Annotated in this window: 13 protein-coding genes; 11 read left to right on the plus strand and 2 right to left on the minus strand. The window is 63.7% G+C overall.

The features are described from left to right. Positions 1–108: 108 nt before the first annotated feature. From HAD_RS00185 to HAD_RS00210, 5 genes are all read left to right on the plus strand, one after another. The gene (locus HAD_RS00185) at positions 109–1701 is read left to right on the plus strand and encodes a phosphoenolpyruvate carboxykinase (protein WP_035568550.1); all 1593 of its coding nucleotides are present in this window, start codon (positions 109–111) and stop codon (positions 1699–1701) included. A gap of 211 nt (positions 1702–1912) precedes the next feature. Beyond that, a complete protein-coding gene (locus HAD_RS00190) occupies positions 1913–3121 on the plus strand; it encodes an acetyl-CoA C-acyltransferase (protein WP_035568552.1) in 1209 nt (402 codons plus the stop codon). Positions 3122–3275: 154 nt separating this feature from the next. Next, the gene (locus HAD_RS17640; RefSeq protein ID WP_051595790.1) at positions 3276–4445 is read left to right on the plus strand and encodes an OprO/OprP family phosphate-selective porin; all 1170 of its coding nucleotides are present in this window, start codon (positions 3276–3278) and stop codon (positions 4443–4445) included. Between the two features lie 110 nt (positions 4446–4555). After that, complete coding sequence (locus HAD_RS00205) at positions 4556–5257, plus strand: TlpA family protein disulfide reductase (RefSeq protein ID WP_051595791.1); 702 nt, start codon at positions 4556–4558, stop codon at positions 5255–5257. Between the two features lie 191 nt (positions 5258–5448). Then, positions 5449–6927: a hypothetical protein gene (locus HAD_RS00210; RefSeq protein WP_035568556.1), complete on the plus strand. Its 1479-nt coding sequence runs from the start codon at positions 5449–5451 to the stop codon at positions 6925–6927. 12 nt (positions 6928–6939) lie between these two features. On the opposite strand, the gene HAD_RS00215 is transcribed toward HAD_RS00210, so the two are convergent. After that, positions 6940–8394 (minus strand): TrkH family potassium uptake protein, encoded by a 1455-nt coding sequence (locus tag HAD_RS00215; RefSeq protein WP_035568558.1) that lies wholly within the window; start codon positions 8392–8394, stop codon positions 6940–6942. Between the two features lie 277 nt (positions 8395–8671). On the opposite strand from HAD_RS00215, the gene HAD_RS00220 reads away from it, so the two are divergent. From HAD_RS00220 to HAD_RS00245, 6 genes are all read left to right on the plus strand, one after another. Continuing rightward, on the plus strand, positions 8672–9712 hold the full coding sequence (locus HAD_RS00220) for a Glu/Leu/Phe/Val family dehydrogenase (protein ID WP_035568559.1): 1041 nt from the start codon (positions 8672–8674) through the stop codon (positions 9710–9712). An 84-nt stretch (positions 9713–9796) separates the two neighbouring features. After that, on the plus strand, positions 9797–10624 hold the full coding sequence (locus HAD_RS00225) for a universal stress protein (RefSeq protein WP_035568561.1): 828 nt from the start codon (positions 9797–9799) through the stop codon (positions 10622–10624). Between the two features lie 41 nt (positions 10625–10665). Next, positions 10666–11034, plus strand: coding sequence for a hypothetical protein (locus tag HAD_RS00230; RefSeq protein ID WP_035568562.1), 369 nt, complete (start codon positions 10666–10668; stop codon positions 11032–11034). Between the two features lie 92 nt (positions 11035–11126). Continuing rightward, positions 11127–13037 carry a DUF3604 domain-containing protein gene (locus HAD_RS00235; protein ID WP_051595792.1) on the plus strand — a complete coding sequence of 637 codons (1911 nt, stop codon included), beginning with the start codon at positions 11127–11129 and terminating at the stop codon, positions 13035–13037. A 17-nt stretch (positions 13038–13054) separates the two neighbouring features. After that, positions 13055–13921, plus strand: coding sequence for a peptidyl-prolyl cis-trans isomerase (locus HAD_RS00240; protein WP_035568563.1), 867 nt, complete (start codon positions 13055–13057; stop codon positions 13919–13921). Beyond that, on the plus strand, positions 13911–14918 hold the full coding sequence (locus tag HAD_RS00245; RefSeq protein ID WP_051595793.1) for a HupE/UreJ family protein: 1008 nt from the start codon (positions 13911–13913) through the stop codon (positions 14916–14918). Before HAD_RS00240 ends, HAD_RS00245 begins: the two co-directional genes overlap by 11 nt. A gap of 4 nt (positions 14919–14922) precedes the next feature. On the opposite strand, the gene HAD_RS00250 is transcribed toward HAD_RS00245, so the two are convergent. Continuing rightward, complete coding sequence (locus HAD_RS00250; protein WP_051596192.1) at positions 14923–15744, minus strand: sulfite exporter TauE/SafE family protein; 822 nt, start codon at positions 15742–15744, stop codon at positions 14923–14925. Positions 15745–15759: the final 15 nt, after the last annotated feature.

Raw genomic sequence — 15759 nt, forward strand, 5'->3', positions numbered from 1 at the left:
GCGGTTCCGTCACAGGCACAAATGTTGCAGATTTTGTTCGGGTGAGCCAAACGAGCGCACGAATTGCGCTGGGGAATAAGCATTATAAAGGCAGGAACAGAGGCCAAAATGAGCGATACTGTAGCGATCCTTGGAAACCTGGGGATTGAGCCAAAATCCGTCCGCAAAAACTGGAACGAAGCACGTCTCTACGAGACCTCCGTTGCAACGGGCGAAGCACGCGTCGCTGAGGGCGGCCCTCTTGTCGTGGAAACCGGGCAGCACACCGGCCGTTCCGCCAAGGACAAGTTTACCGTCCGCGACGAAACAACCGAAAACACGGTCTGGTGGGACAATAACGCCGCGATGACGCCGGCGCAGTTCGATGTCCTCTTTGAAGACTTCAAGGCCCACCTCGCCGACAAGGACGTGTTCGCCCAGGAATTGTTTGGCGGCGCCGACCTGTCCCACCGCCTGCCGGTGACCGTCGTGACAGAATATGCCTGGCACTCCCTGTTCATCCGCCACCTTCTGCGCATTCCGGAAGCCGGCGAATACGAGAATTTCGACTCGCAGTTCACGATCATCAACTGCCCGAGCTTCCGTGCTGATCCGGAACGCCATGGCTGCCGGTCCGAAACCGTGATCGCCGTCAACTTCGCCAAGCGCATGGTCCTGATCGGCGGCACCTCTTACGCCGGTGAGACAAAGAAGTCCGTCTTCACGGCCCTCAACTATTACCTGCCGGCCAAGAAGGTCATGCCGATGCACTGCTCGGTGAACACCTCACCGGCCGATGACGCCGCCATCTTCTTCGGCCTGTCGGGCACCGGCAAGACGACCCTTTCGGCCGATGCCAGCCGCATCCTGATCGGCGACGACGAGCATGGCTGGTCGGAAAACGGCCTCTTCAATTTCGAAGGCGGCTGCTACGCCAAGATGATCAAGCTCTCGGCCGAAGCCGAACCGGAAATCTTCGCCACGACAAAGCAGTGGGGCACGGTCCTCGAAAACGTGGTGATGGATGCGGCAACCCGCGAACTGGACCTCGACGACGCCACGCTCGCCGAGAACTCCCGCGGCGCCTACCCGATCTCGGCCATTCCGAACGCGTCCCTGTCGGGCCGTTGCGGCCAGCCGAAAAACCTCATCATGCTGACAGCTGACGCTTTCGGCGTGATGCCGCCGATTGCCAAGCTGACCCCGGCCCAGGCGATGTATCACTTCCTGTCCGGCTACACCGCCAAGGTCGCCGGCACCGAGAAAGGCATCACCGAACCGACGGCGACCTTCTCCACCTGCTTCGGCGGTCCGTTCATGCCGCGCCATCCGTCCGAATACGGAAACCTGCTGCGCGAACTGATCGGCAAGTATGACGTGAATTGCTGGCTGGTTTCCACCGGCTGGACGAGCGGTCAGTACGGCACCGGCCACCGCATGCCGATCAAGGCAACCCGTGCCCTGCTGAACGCCGCCCTCGACGGGTCACTGAACGATGTCGAATTCCGCGAGGACGAAACCTTCGGCTTCCTCGTTCCGGTTTCCGTGCCGGGGGTCGATTCAAAGATCCTCGATCCGCGGTCGACCTGGGATGATGGCGCCGCCTATGACAAGCAGGCCGCGAAACTGGCCGACATGTTCGTCGAGAACTTCGCCAAGTTCGAGAGCTATGTGGACGATGCCGTGAAGGCAGCGGCCCCGAAGGCGAAAGTCACGGTCTGAACCTGATCAACCCTATCTGAAATTGAGCGCCGCCTGCCCCCAGGCGGCGCTTTTTTGCATTCCTGTCCCTCATATGCACCTCTCTCCAGCGTTACCGGGGTAAAATTTGCCGTGATTTCCTGCCGTTTACGCAAACGGAAGGGCTGGCGCTTCGCGAATTGGCCTATTAGGGTGCGGCGCAACAATCACTGCAGTCCTTGGAGGGAAATCCATGCGTGAAGCCGTTATCGTTTCTTATGCTCGTACGGGCATGGCCAAAGCCAACCGCGGGAGTCTGAACGACACCCACGGCATCACCATGGCGGGCCACGCCATCAAGAGCGCCATTGACCGCGCCGGCATCGAAGCAGGCCTGATCGAGGACGTGTTCCTCGGCACCGCCCAGCCCGAAGGCGCCACTGGCCACAACGTCGCCCGCAACGCTGCCCTCTGGGCTGGCTGCCCGTCGACCACGTCCGGCGCCACGGTCAACCGTTTCTGCTCGTCCGGCCTGCAAGCCATCGCCATGGCGGCGCATTCGGTCATCAATGAAGGCGCACCGGCAGCGATCGGCGGCGGCGTCGAGTCGCTCTCGCTCGTTTCCCGCTCGGGCCACATGAACACCTTCCGCTACACGGAAGAGGAACTCATGAAAAAATGGCCGGCGATCTGGATGACCATGATCGAGACCGCCGAAATCGTCGCAGACCGCTATGGCGTCAGCCGCGAAGACCAGGACCGTTACTCCGCTGAATCCCAGAAGCGCACCGCCGCCTTCCAGGAATCCGGCAAGATGGCCGAAGAGATCGTGCCGCTGAAAACCCGCATGAAAATGGTCAACAAGGAAACCGGCGAAGAGTCCTATCAGGACGTCGTCTGCGACAAGGACGAGTGCAACCGTCCCGGCACGACCTACGAAACCCTCGCTGGCCTGAAGCCGGTCTTCTCGGGCGGCATGGTCGTCAAGGAAGGCAAGTACGTCACCGCTGGTAACGCATCGCAGCTGTCCGATGGCTCGGCCGCCGTGGTCGTCATGGAAGCTGCCGAAGCTGCCAAGCGCGGCCTGACCCCGATGGGCCGTTTCGTCGGCTTCAACGTTGCCGGTTGCGATCCGGACGAGATGGGCATCGGCCCGGTCTTCGCTGTGCCGCGCCTGCTGGAGCGCCATGGCCTGACCGTTGACGATATCGACCTGTGGGAACTGAACGAAGCCTTCGCCTCGCAGTGCCTCTACAGCCGCGACCGTCTGGGCATCGACCCGGAGAAGTACAATGTGAATGGCGGCTCGATCTCGATCGGCCACCCGTTCGGCATGACCGGCGCCCGCTGCACCGGCTCCATCCTGATGGAAGGCAAGCGCCGCGGCGCCAAATGGGGCGTTGTCACCATGTGTATCGGCGGCGGCATGGGCGGCGCCGGCCTGTTCGAGATCTACAGCTAAAGCGTCTCGACACCTGTTACCAAAGGCCCCGGTATTTACCGGGGCCTTTTTCGTTGTAACGAGACTGTAACAGTAGTGTCATCAAACTTGAATTTAATCGTCACAAATTTTCTATATCTCCCGCAAAGTTCTGTAGGTCGCGGAGAGATTCCCGGTGATTCCCCAATTCTTCGCGCGTATCTGCGCGGCCTCGCTTCTGGCGCTTGCATTCACGGCCTCCCCGGCGCTTGCAGAGGACTGGGCGCCTGAGGTCTTCGGGCGACTACAGTATGACTATACCAGATCAAGCGGCGACGAGTCCGGCTTTGACCTTGACCGCGGCGAGCTTCGAACCGGCCGCATCGGACTAAGCGCCAAACGCGGCGACACGAAGCTGAAGGCGGAACTGGCCCTCAACAATGATGGCAATGCCGAACTCACCGATGCCTACATAAAGCAGGCGCTGGGCAAGTCCGGCTGGGACGTACGGGCCGGGCAGTTCAAGACGCAGAACTCCCTGGACGAGCAATCCTCCGGGCGCTTCCTGGTCTTCTACGAGCGGGCCGCCTTCACCGATGCGTTCGGGTTCGACCGCCGCGTGGGGGTGCAGCTGGAAAACCGTGGACAGCGCCATTCAGTCTATGCCGGCGTGTTTGCTGAAAACGCCAATGACACGGCCTTCGCCGGCGGTCATGCGGCGGCGGTCCGGTATGTGTTCACCCCCGTCCAGACCGAGTCCCGTCTGCTGCATTTCGGTGTGTCATTGCGCTGGCGCGAGGCGGGGGACGCCGACTTCCGGTACCGGCAGCGGCCTGTCTCCCACGAAGCGGGCGCGATCCTTGCGACGCCAAAATTTGCCAGCGATGACCTGTTCGGTGGCGTCGAAGCGGCCTGGATCGACGGGCCCGTCTGGCTTGCGGGCGAATATGGCCAGCTGCGCGCAAACCGGACGGCGGGACCGGATGCGACCTATGCCGGCGGCTATACCGAAGCCGGCTATGTATTCGGCGGCCGCCGGACCTATGATCACAACAAGTTCCGCCGTCCGGAGGTCGCCCGGCCCGTCACGGCAGGCGGGCCCGGCGCGCTGATCCTGGCCGCGCGGGCGGACTGGCTGGACCTGTCGGACAGGGCAGCCGATGGCGGCCAGCTGACCACATTCACAATCGCGGCGGACTGGTTTGCCACGTCTCATGTCCACGCAGGCATAAACCTGTACCGGGCCGAGGCGGATCTGGGGTCGACCTCCTCCGGGCTCGCCCCGGCCTTCGCCGCCTACCGGCTGGCGGGTGGAATGTCTGAAGACGTCACCGGCGCCAGCCTGAGGATACAATTCGACTTCTGATTCCGCGGTCCGCTGCATCGGCTGTGAATAGCTTTCCTCATCGCTCTCCTTAGTTCCGGGTCGGGCCAATCCTCACTAGGTAGCTGGAAACGCTCGAAGGAACGGCCCGAATGATCCGCACTTTTCTGTCCACCGCCGCCATGATCGCCCTTGTCAGCGCCTGCAGCCCGGCAGAGACCGCGGATGCGCCAGCAGACACCGCTGCCCCGGCGAAGGCCGCAGAAGCTGTCCTGCCGGCAGATGCCACCGGCTTCATCACGGCCAATCCCCTGCCCCTGGCGGAAGACGGCAGTGTGCGCAAAGACGATTATGGCCGTCCCTATGAATACGCCTTCCTGGGCAAGACGCTGCCGCACTTCACCGGCACGATGCTGGACGGTTCGGCGTTCGATTCCGACGACCTGACCCAATGGACCGTGATCGATGTCTGGGGCCTCTGGTGCAGCGACTGCCAGGCCGACGCGCCTTACGCGGCCGCACTTTCGACCGCCATCAACCAGGATCCGGACCTCGACTTCCTGTCCATCCATGTGCCCGCCAGCGCGGCGCGGGCGACCCCGGAAGAGATGTACAAGAAATATGGCTCGATCGACGCCTATTTCGCCGAGAAGGGCTATTCCTATCCGGTGGTGATCGACTCTGACGCAAGCCTGCGCGACACGCTCAAGATCAACTGGACGCCCTCTTACCTTCTCGTCTCGCCGGACGGTGTGGTGAAGGGTTATCGCAGCGAATTTTCCGCCGCCAAGGGCGAACCGGTGAAGGATTTCCTGAAAGACGTCGCCCGCGTGAAGGCCGAGCAGCAGGGATAGGTTTCCGCGGCGCGTCTGACTGGCCCGGAAAGACACAACCAGGCGTCGCACCTGCCCCGTTCCGGCACCACTTGCCAGCGCAGCCACCACGGGATGCGTTTCCTGGCCCGAATCTTGATGGAGCATTTGAACAATCGGCCTGCACGGGCTAACTGGTAGGTGCCGGACAGGGAAACGGGAGACTCCCCGGAATGCTGCATCCTTCGACCAAACGCCTCATCGACAAGCTCGATGAGATGACCCGCAAACAGCGGGTCGGCTGGGAAGAAAGCGACAATGGCTCGATCAAGCACGATACCGAAGGGTATCGGGTGACGCTGACGGCTGCGCCGCACTCCCTGCTGCTGACAGACACGCTGGGCCGCGAAATAGAGACCTGCACGCCAGAGGACTTCGCTGGCGAAACTGATGCCAACGGGCAGCCCTACACAGACTTCATCGAAGCGCTGTACCGGGAAGCGCACCGCCATGCGCGCGGCGCCGAAAAGGCGATCTCTGCCCTCCTTAGCAGCCTCGACGAGGCAGACACGGAAGACGTTGCCGAGGCCGAAGTGGCGGGACCCCTGGCCGGGCCGGAAAGCTTCGAGCATGCCGAGGATGAGGGCGACGAGTCCTACCCGCTGGAAGACCACGAGTTGCCTGAGCCGGAATATGAAGGTCAGGCCGACATGCAGGCCGCCATCGCCGCAATGGCTGACCAGATGAGCGAGGCCCCGCCCGCCGCAGCGCAGGGGGAAGAAAGCCACGAGCCGGCCCCCGCCCCAGAGCCTGAGCCTGAGATCATCACGGAAACACAACCCTACGCCCCCTTCGCGGGATCATCGGACACGGCCCGCCCCTATGCCGTTGCAGCGGAATTCGCCGCGCCCGCCGCTACCGACCCGGCGCAGCTTGCCGATGAGCCTGCAAGCGAAGCCGCAGAAGCGGACTCCGCCGCCGAAGAACCGTTCAGCGAGGAAAACTCCGTCTGGGAAACGATCCGCAATGCCAGCGGCGAGGCGGAGGCCCCTGCGGCAGATCCCGGACCTGCCAGCGAAACACCGGCGCCCGCCGAGGCGGAGGATGCACATACGGACGCGCCCGACGCTCCTGCCTCCCGGCCGTCTCCCGTATTTGGCTCTGCCCTGTTCAACAACAATCTGAACGACCTCAGCCAGTCCCGCGAGCCGGACGCTGAAGCGGCGCCAGAGGCTGCACCTGAAGCCACATCGGAACCAGCGCCCACACCAGAGCCGGAGCCGGAGCCCCAGCCCGAACAACCGGCGCCCCGCAGCTTCAGCCTGTCAGGGATCACATCCGGCTTTGGCCTCGGATCGACGCATTCAGCCCATCGCGTCCAGCCGGACACGCCGTCTGAGGCGGCCGAACCGGCCCAGCGCGGACTGATCGATGGCACGGTGGACCTGCCGGATACGCTGCCAGACGCGCTGCCGGAAGACGCCGCCGCGCCGACGGACGAGTGGCGGATGGAGCAGGATGAGGAGTTCGGTTTCACCGAAGAAGACCTGATGCCGGGCGTGCCGGCCAAGCCCCTGCCCGCCGTCACGGATGCCGCGCCTGAAACGCCTGAACCGGAAGCGCCTGCGGAAAAGCCCGAGCCGGAAACCAATCGGGACTCCGGGTCCGAACACCCCACGCGGCCAGCCCGGCGGTTCAATCCCTGGAATTGACCGGTGTCCTGATCAGCCGCGCCAGAAGCGGCGGGTCAGCACCACGAAGACCACAACGAATTCCAGCCGCCCCAGCAGCATGTTGATCGTGCAGACCCAGGTGGAGAAGTCCGAGAAGCTCTGGAATGTGCCGGATGGCCCGTTGATGGGACCAAGGCCGGGGCCGACATTCGAGACCGTCGTCGCGGCCCCGGAAATCGCCGTGATCGGATCCAGGCCGTCCAGCCCCAACAGCGCGGCGGAAATCAGGAAGGTCGCGAAATAGAGGAACATGAAGACCATGACCGACTGGAGCGTTTCCTCGTCCACATTCTTGCCGCCATATTTGATCGGTGCGCGGCGGTGCGGCTGAACCATGCGGCGCGAATAGGCGAGCATGGCCTTCGAAGCGATCTCCAGACGGAACATCTTGAGGCCGCAGGCGGCTGACCCCGCACACCCGCCGACAAATGTCGCCCCCAGGAAGATCGCCATGACCGGCGTGCCCCAGGTGTCATAGGCAGCGGAGGCATACCCGGTTCCGGTCATCACGGAGATGATGTTGAACAAGGCCTCCTTGAAGCCGTGGAAGACGTGATCGAAGATCGGCGGATCGACCACGGCTTCGTGATAGATCACGATGATCGCCGCCAGTGTCACGGCAATGCCGGCATAAACGCGCGGCTGCGGATCGCTCAGCATCGGCATCACGCGCCCCTGCAGCAGCAACATGGCCAGCAGGCTGAACGGCAGGCCCGCGATGAACATGAAGAAGGTCGCGGCATAGGCCGCCGGCGTATCGTTGAAATAGCCGAACGAGGCATCGTGCGTGGAATACCCGCCCGCCGACATCGTGGTCATGGCGTGGCAGATCGCGTCGAACCAGGTCATGCCGCAGAGATAGTAGACCAGCGCGCAGGTCAGCGAGATGATGAGATAGGTCAGGCCCAGATAGGTGGCGATGTCCGTGACACGCGGCAGGAACTTGCCGGACCGGTCAGAGTTCTCCAGCTGGAACAGCTGCATCCCGCCGACGCGCAGCTGCGGCAGGATGGCGATCGCGGTCACGATGATGCCGATGCCGCCAAACCACTGGATGATCGACCGCCACAGCAAGAGGCCGCGCGGCATGGAATCGAGCCCGGTCAACACGGTCGCGCCGGTCGTGGTGAGGCCGGACACGCTCTCGAACATGGCGTCGGTGAAGCTCATGCCCGAAGCGACAAAGGGAATGGCCGCGACGGCGGGCAGAGCCGTCCAGACCAGCACGGTCAGCAGGAAGCCTTCGCGCTGGCCGGTGCGCTCCACCTCCCCCCGGGCCAGCACCCACAGGCATGTGCCGATGAACACCGCGCCGAAGGACGAAACCGCAAACACATGCGCTTCCGGGCGCTTGTCGGCCCAGTCTATGAGCGCGCACGGCAGCATGGCCACGCCCAGGAGCACGGTCATAATGCCGATGGCAAGGAGTAGCGGGCGCAGCTGCATGTCAGGCGGTAACCATACCGGGGAAAAGCTGAGAAGACGTCAACACGGGCTCCCGGCCGGGTCCGGACGAGCTGTCTGGGGCGTAATCGCCAGAATTGAGCGGGTCATCAGCCATATGTCCGGTCAGCCGTCAAATCCTACGGTGCCTGCATTAACTGCGCCAGTGCGGACTGCATCAGCCCGTTTGGAGTGGAGACAGCGATTGACCGAGGGGAAAGCGGTCTCTAAAGCCGGGCCAAATCGTTACATTTGTACCCAATTACACGCCCGGAGCCTCATGTTCGATCACCCTTCCTACGATGCCCATGAAGGCGTCCACATGTTCCAGGATGCTGCCAGCGGCCTGCGGGCGATCATTGCCGTCCATTCCACGGCCCGCGGCCCGGCGGCTGGCGGATGCCGGATGTGGAACTACGGGACCGGCGAAGCCATGCTGAAGGACGCACTGCGCCTCAGCCAGGGGATGAGCTACAAGAACGCCATGGCCGATATCCCGCTGGGCGGCGGCAAGTCCGTGATCTGGGGCAATGCGCGCACAGACAAGTCGCCGGAGCTGTTCCGCGCTTTCGGCCGGGCCGTGCACAGCCTGCAGGGCCAGTACACGACCGCCGAAGACGTCGGCGTCAGCGTGGCCGACATGGCCATCGTGCGCGAGGAAACGCCATATGTCGCCGGGCTGGACCAGGGCGATGCCGCCTCGGGCGACCCCTCCCCTGTGACGGCAAAAGGCATTTATCTCGGCCTGCTGGAAACGGCGAAGCGCGCCTTTGGCAGCGACGACCTGACCGGCAGGACCGTCGCCGTACAGGGTGTGGGCCATGTCGGCGGATATCTGTGTGACCACCTGGCGGGCGCTGGCGCGAAACTGGTGATCGCCGATATCGACCAGGCCGCGCTGGAAGCGGTCGCCCGCCGGACGGGCGCAACAATCGTCGAGCCGGACGCCATTTATGACGCCGATGCCGACATATTCGCCCCCTGCGCCCTGGGCGCCGTGGTCAACGAGCAGACGCTGGAACGGTTCCGGTTCAAGGCCATCGCCGGCGGCGCGAACAACCAGCTCGTCGTGCCGGAAATGGGGGAATTGCTGCGGCGCAAAGGCATCCTCTACGCACCGGATTATGTCATCAATGGCGGCGGCATCATCAACGTCGCCGCCGAGATTTCGGGCAATTATTCGCGCGACTGGGTCGATGCAAAACTGGTCCGGCTGGTCGAGACACTCGGCGAGGTGCTCGACGAGGCCCTGTCCACCGATACCCCGACCAATGAAGTGGCCGACCGGATCGCCCGCGAGCGGATCGCCGCGGCTACGTAGAATCCCTTGCACAATTGCACGTTCAGCGTGTTAGACGTGGTGTTCTGAAGGCCCATTCCGGGCGAATTTACACGGGAGACGTCCATGTCCGTTGTCGCAATGCTGGAAGGGTCGGAAGCCGCCGACCGCGCTTCGACGCTGACCGCCCTGGGGATCGCCCGGCGGTTGCAAGTGCCGGTCAGCGGTGTGTGCGCCCTGCCCGACCCGACATCGACGCTGATCGTGATGTCGACCCCGGAGGCGACCGGACTGGCGGCAAATGCAACGCGGGACATCACCGCCATGCAGGAAGAAGTGATCGCCCGCGCCAAGAAGACGTTCGAGACGGCAACGGGCGGCGAAAGCCTGCCCTGCGACTTCTCTCATATCGTCGATGTTGCCGAGCGGGCCGGGGCCAATGCCGCCACGCTGGCCGATGCGGTCGTGTTTCCGCACAGCGTCCAGAAAGCGGCAGACCCGCTCAGCCTGTCATTCGAATATGTCCTGATGGAAGCCCGCCTGCCTGTCGTGATGGCCGGGTCCGAGCCGCTGACGGATGGGCCGGTGGTTGTGGCATGGGACGGGTCGAACGGCGCCGCCCGGGCCGTGCGGTTCCACCTCCCGCTCGTCAAGGCGTTCGGCGAGGTGATTATCGCCCAGAACGAATCCGATCTTGGCAAGGACCAGCCCCGCGACGCCTCAAGCCCGGCCGCGCTGGAGACCTGGCTCGACTCCCACAATGTGAAACACAAGCGCATGCCGATCGAAGGCCAGGTGGCCAGCGGTCTCCTGTCCCTCGCCAAGGGCAGCAACGCTTCGATCATTGTTGCGGGCGCCTACGGGCATTCCCGCATTGGCGAACGCCTGTTCGGCGGCACGACCCAGCGCCTGCTGGATGCCGATGAAGCCCCGGCGCTCGCCCTCGCCCGCTAATACTGGCCCACTCATTCTGGCCCGCTAAACCGGAGAACAAGATGACTCTGAACCGCATTACCCTGCAGCTCGCCCGCAATCCCGGCATCACCGAGGGAGATGCCCGCATTGGTTATTTCATCGTCGCGCCGCTGACCGGCGACGGCCACCTCGATGTCGAAACCTGGCGGGAACACAAAAAGGAATGCCGGGTCACCCGCTTCCATCCCGACCCGGACGAGCATGCCACGGGCCTGCTGACCCATCGCGGAAATCAGTGGAAATTCCACTATGACGAAGACGATGAGGGCGACGATGAAGCTGGCTACCGGCTGGGCGACCATATCTTCAAGGAAGGCGAATACATCACCGTGGCGAGCCATGGCGAAACACCGCTGACCTACAAGATTACAGACATTTCTGCCGTCTGACGCCACCGACGTCACGTCAGGGTGGACAGGCCTCTCAATCGCGCTCAAACTGCAGTCGCAGTGCCAATATAGGGCGCGAGAGGGAGGAATCGATGTTGAAGCAAGCTACGGCGCTGGCCGTGATCATGGCGCTTGCCGCGTGCGGGGGCACGGGCGCAAAAACCGAAGACACAGCAGTTCAAAAGACCGAAACGGCGAAGGCGGACGAGGCGGGCCGGACGGCTGGCTACAATCCCGACCGGAACGCCTATTTCGGCGACCTTCACATTCACACGCGCTCCAGCTTCGACGCCTATATCTTCAATGTGCGCCGCACGGCCGACGATGCCTACCGGTTTGCGCTCGGCGAAACGATCCAGCACCCGTCCGGCTTTGACATGACCATCGCCGGCGGCCCGCTGGATTTCTACACCGTCACGGACCATGCCGAATATCTCGGCATCCTGCCGGCGATGGACACGCCCGGAACGAAACTGTCCGAACTGCCGCGGGCCAAGGACATGTTCTCCACCGATCCGGAAAAGATCGTGGCCGCCTTCCAGGGCGTCGGCGCCTCCGTGCGCTCCGGCAAGCCGATCGAAGACATGTATGATCTTGATACGATCAATTCTGTCTGGCTCCAGAATGTCGCTGCGGCGGACAAGTACAATCAGCCCGGCAAGTTCACGACCTTTGCGGCCTACGAGTTCACCTCCGTGACCACTGCGGAGGAAAATGGCGGCTTCGGCGGCGGCAACCTCCACCGCAACGTCTTCTTCAAGGGCAAAGCGCCAGTGCGGGCCTTCTCGACGCTGGACTCCACCAATCCGGAGGACCTGTGGGACTGGATGGATGCCCAGCGCGAAGCCGGCATGGAAGTCATTTCCATCCCGCACAACTCCAATGTCTCCGATGGCCAGATGTTCCGCCTGGAAACATATAAAGGCGAACCGATGGACACCGCCTATGCCGAACAGCGCATGCGAAATGAGCCGCTGGTCGAGGTGACCCAGGTGAAAGGCACGAGCGAGACCCACCCGGATCTTTCACCCAACGATGAATGGGCCAATTTCGAAATCTACGATGAGCTCCTGGGGTCTTATACCGTGGGCGCGACGAAAGGCTCCTATGTCCGCGAAGCCTATCGCAACGGGCTGAAACTGCAGGAAGAAAAGGGCTTTGACCCGTTCCACTTCGGGCTCGTCGCCGCATCGGACAGCCACGTCGCGGGCGGCTCTTATTCCGAGGAAGACTACTGGTCGAAAATCGGCATCGTGGACGGCACGCCGGTGGCGCGGGGATCGGTCCCCCTTCCCGGCACGACAAGCTGGGACGAACAGCCGAAGGATAATCCGGCTGTCATAAATGCCACCAACTGGTTCTCCCGTTGGTCCGCCAGCGGCCTGACCGGCGTCTGGGCGGAAGAGAATACGCGCGAAGCCATCTTTGACGCGTTCCGCCGCAAGGAAACCTTCGCCACCACCGGCCCGCGCATGAAAGTGCGCTTCTTCGGCGGCTTCGGATTTGACGAAGCGATGCTGGCTTCTGCCAACCTTTCGCACGAAGCCTATGAGGGCGGTGTCCCCATGGGCGGAGACCTTGTCGGCACCGGCGAAGCCCCGGCCTTCATCGCCTGGGCGCAGCGCGACCCGAATGGCGGCACGCTGCAACGCCTGCAGGTGGTCAAGGTGACCAGCGATGGCGAGGAAGTCATCGACGTGGCCTGTGACAATGGCACGCCGGATCCGTCCACCCGCCGCTGCACCGACAATGGCGCCAGCGTCGATATGTCGACCTGCACCCCGTCGAACGAGGGCGCCAGCGAGCTGAAGGTCCTGTGGACCGATCCTGACTTCGATCCGGCGCGCCGGGCGACCTATTATGTCCGTGTGCTGGAGAACCCGTCCTGCCGCTGGTCTACCTGGGAAGCGATGCGCAACGGCACACCGCCGCGGCCTGACGTGCCGGAGACGATTCAGGAGCGCGCCTACACCTCCCCGATCTGGTATATCCCCGGCGGCTGACGCGACAGGAACACAATTTGACCGACAAGACCGAACAGGTGCGCCGCTGGCCCGTGCTGCTGCGCGAACCGCTCGTACATTTCATCCTGGCTGCGCTGGTGGTGTTCATCGCCTGGAATGTCGTGGCATCCGGGCGGGCGGATGAGGCGCGGACGATCCGGGTGTCCGGCGCGGACCTCGAACGCCTCGCCTCCATCTACACCGCGGAGGCAGGCGCCCTGCCCTCTGGCGAAGACATGGTCGCGATGGTCAACGACTATGTCCGCGACGAGGCGCTGGCGCGGGAAGCCAAACGCCTCGGCCTCGATGAAGGCGACACGATCGTCACCCGGCGCCTCGCGCAGAAGATGACCTTCATGGTGGCCGACCTCGCCCGCGAAGAAACGCCCGACGATGCCGTTCTGCGCGACTGGTACGAAACCCATGCAGACCGCTTCACGCAGCCGCAGAAGGTCACGTTCCGGCACGTCTTCTTCAGCGAGGATGTCCGGGGGGCTTCTGCGACGGGCGATGCCGAAGCCATGCTGGGAGACCTGAACACCGGCAAGGACTGGCGGGAGGCAGGCGACCCCTTCATGCTGCAACGCGCCTATGGCGACCTGCCGCTGCGCGAAGTCGTGCGCCTGTTCGGCGGCGAGTTCGCGCAATCACTGGCCGCCACACCGGCCTCCGACTTGTGGACAGGCCCCATCCGCTCTGCCCTCGGCGTGCATCTCGTCCAGGTCAGCGCCAATGCCCCGCCCCAGCTTCAGCCGTTCGAGGACGTGAAGGACGCCGTGCTCGCCGACTGGCAGGACCAGACCCGGCGCGAGGCGAACGAACAGGCCATTCAGGACATCATCGCCCGGTACAAGGTGGAGGTGGAAGGCATCAATGCCGAATAGGTCTGGCCTGGCCCGCTGGCTGGCAGCCTGCCTGGCAGGTGTCGCCGCATGGCTGATGATGGCTGCCCCGGCGGCGGCGCATGAAGTGCGTCCGGCCTATCTGGAAGTGATCGAAACGGCGCCCGGCACATATGATGTCACCTGGAAACAGCCGGTCCTGGATGGCCGCCGCCTCAAGATTGATCCGGTGTTTCCGGAAGCCTGCGCTCGCGAAGGCGAATATGTCGCCTCACCCGGCGGGACGCTGGTGCAGCGCTGGACCACACGCTGCAATCTCAATGTGGGCGAGATCCGGATCGACGGACTGGAACGGACCCTGACGGATGCCTTTGTCAGGATCGACCGGCTGGAAGGCGATGATCTCGAGGCAGTGCTGCGTCCATCCTCTCCCGTGCTGGACCTGACCGTCCCGACCGGCGCGCCTGTGGCCGCGTATTTCCGGATCGGTGTCGAGCACATCATCTTTGGCTGGGACCATCTTCTGTTTGTGCTGGGCATGGTCTTGCTGGTGCGGCCGCGTCAATTGCTGCTGACGCTGACCGCCTTCACTGTCGCGCATTCCATTACGCTGGCCGCGGCAACACTCGGCGGGATCACCCTGCCCGGCCCGCCGGTAGAGATCACAATCGCCATGAGCATTGCCCTTCTGGGGGCCGAAGCCATGCACCGCATCAAGGGTTGGGACACGCTCAGCCAGCATATCCCCTGGGCCATTGCTTTCGGGTTCGGCCTGATCCACGGCTTTGGCTTTGCGGGGGCCCTGTCGGAAATCGGCCTGCCCAAGGGGGCCGAGGCGCTGGCGCTGCTCTTGTTCAATGTCGGCGTTGAAGCCGGTCAGGTCCTGTTTGTGAGCGTCGTGCTGGCGGCGGCCTTCATCGTCCACAAGCTGGCAGCCGGGCGCATGGTGCCGGTGCGCGTGGGTCTGGCCTATTTCATCGGCTTCATGGGCAGCTACTGGGCGATCGAACGGATCGCCGGCGCCTTTTTCGGCGTTTGACCGGCTAGAAGCCCAAGGCTTTCCACAACATGCGTGCGGCCACCACGGCCAGCAGGATAGCGAACATCCGGCGCAGGCGCGCGGCGTCCAGCTTGTGGGCCAGCGACGCCCCGACCGGGGCCATGGTGACGGTAAACAACGAGATCAGCGCGAACGCCGCAAGGTTCACATGGCCGAGCGAGAATGGCGGCAGGCCTTCCCGCCCCCAGCCGATATAGATGGCCATGAGCGCAGACGGCAGGCCGATGGCAACACCCCAGCCGGCCGCGGTCGCCACAGCCTGGTGGATCGGCCGGCCATAGAGCGTCATCAGGCTGACGCCGAAGGTGCCCCCGCCGATGCCCATCAGGGCGGACAGCGCCCCGACCGCCATGCCCAGCGCGGCCCGCAGCGGCCCTTTCGGCATCTCATCGGCGAGGCGCCATGTGGGCCGGCCGAAGAACAGCTGCGCCGACAGCACGAACGCCAGCGATCCGAAGATGCCGAGCAGCGCCCGTTTCGACAGGAACCCGGTCAGGGACATGCCCGCCAGAGCGCCCAGCACGATCCACGGGGCCCAGCCCCGGATGATCGACCAGTCGACGGCCCCGTGACTGTTGTGGGCGCTGACACTGCGCGCCGAGGTGAGGATGATCGTGGCAAGCGATGTGGACACCGCCACATGCATCGCGGCTTCGCCATACCCCATGGCATCGAACAGGAAGTACAGGACCGGAACGATAATCGCCCCGCCGCCAATTCCGAACAGGCCAGCCGCCAGCCCGGCTGTGGCCCCGGCCAGCGCAAGCGCCACCAATAAAGGCCCATACTGAACGATCAGCTCCATCGTTTCCTCCTCCAT

Source organism: Hyphomonas adhaerens MHS-3, from assembly GCF_000685235.1.
Lineage (GTDB): Bacteria > Pseudomonadota > Alphaproteobacteria > Caulobacterales > Hyphomonadaceae > Hyphomonas > Hyphomonas adhaerens.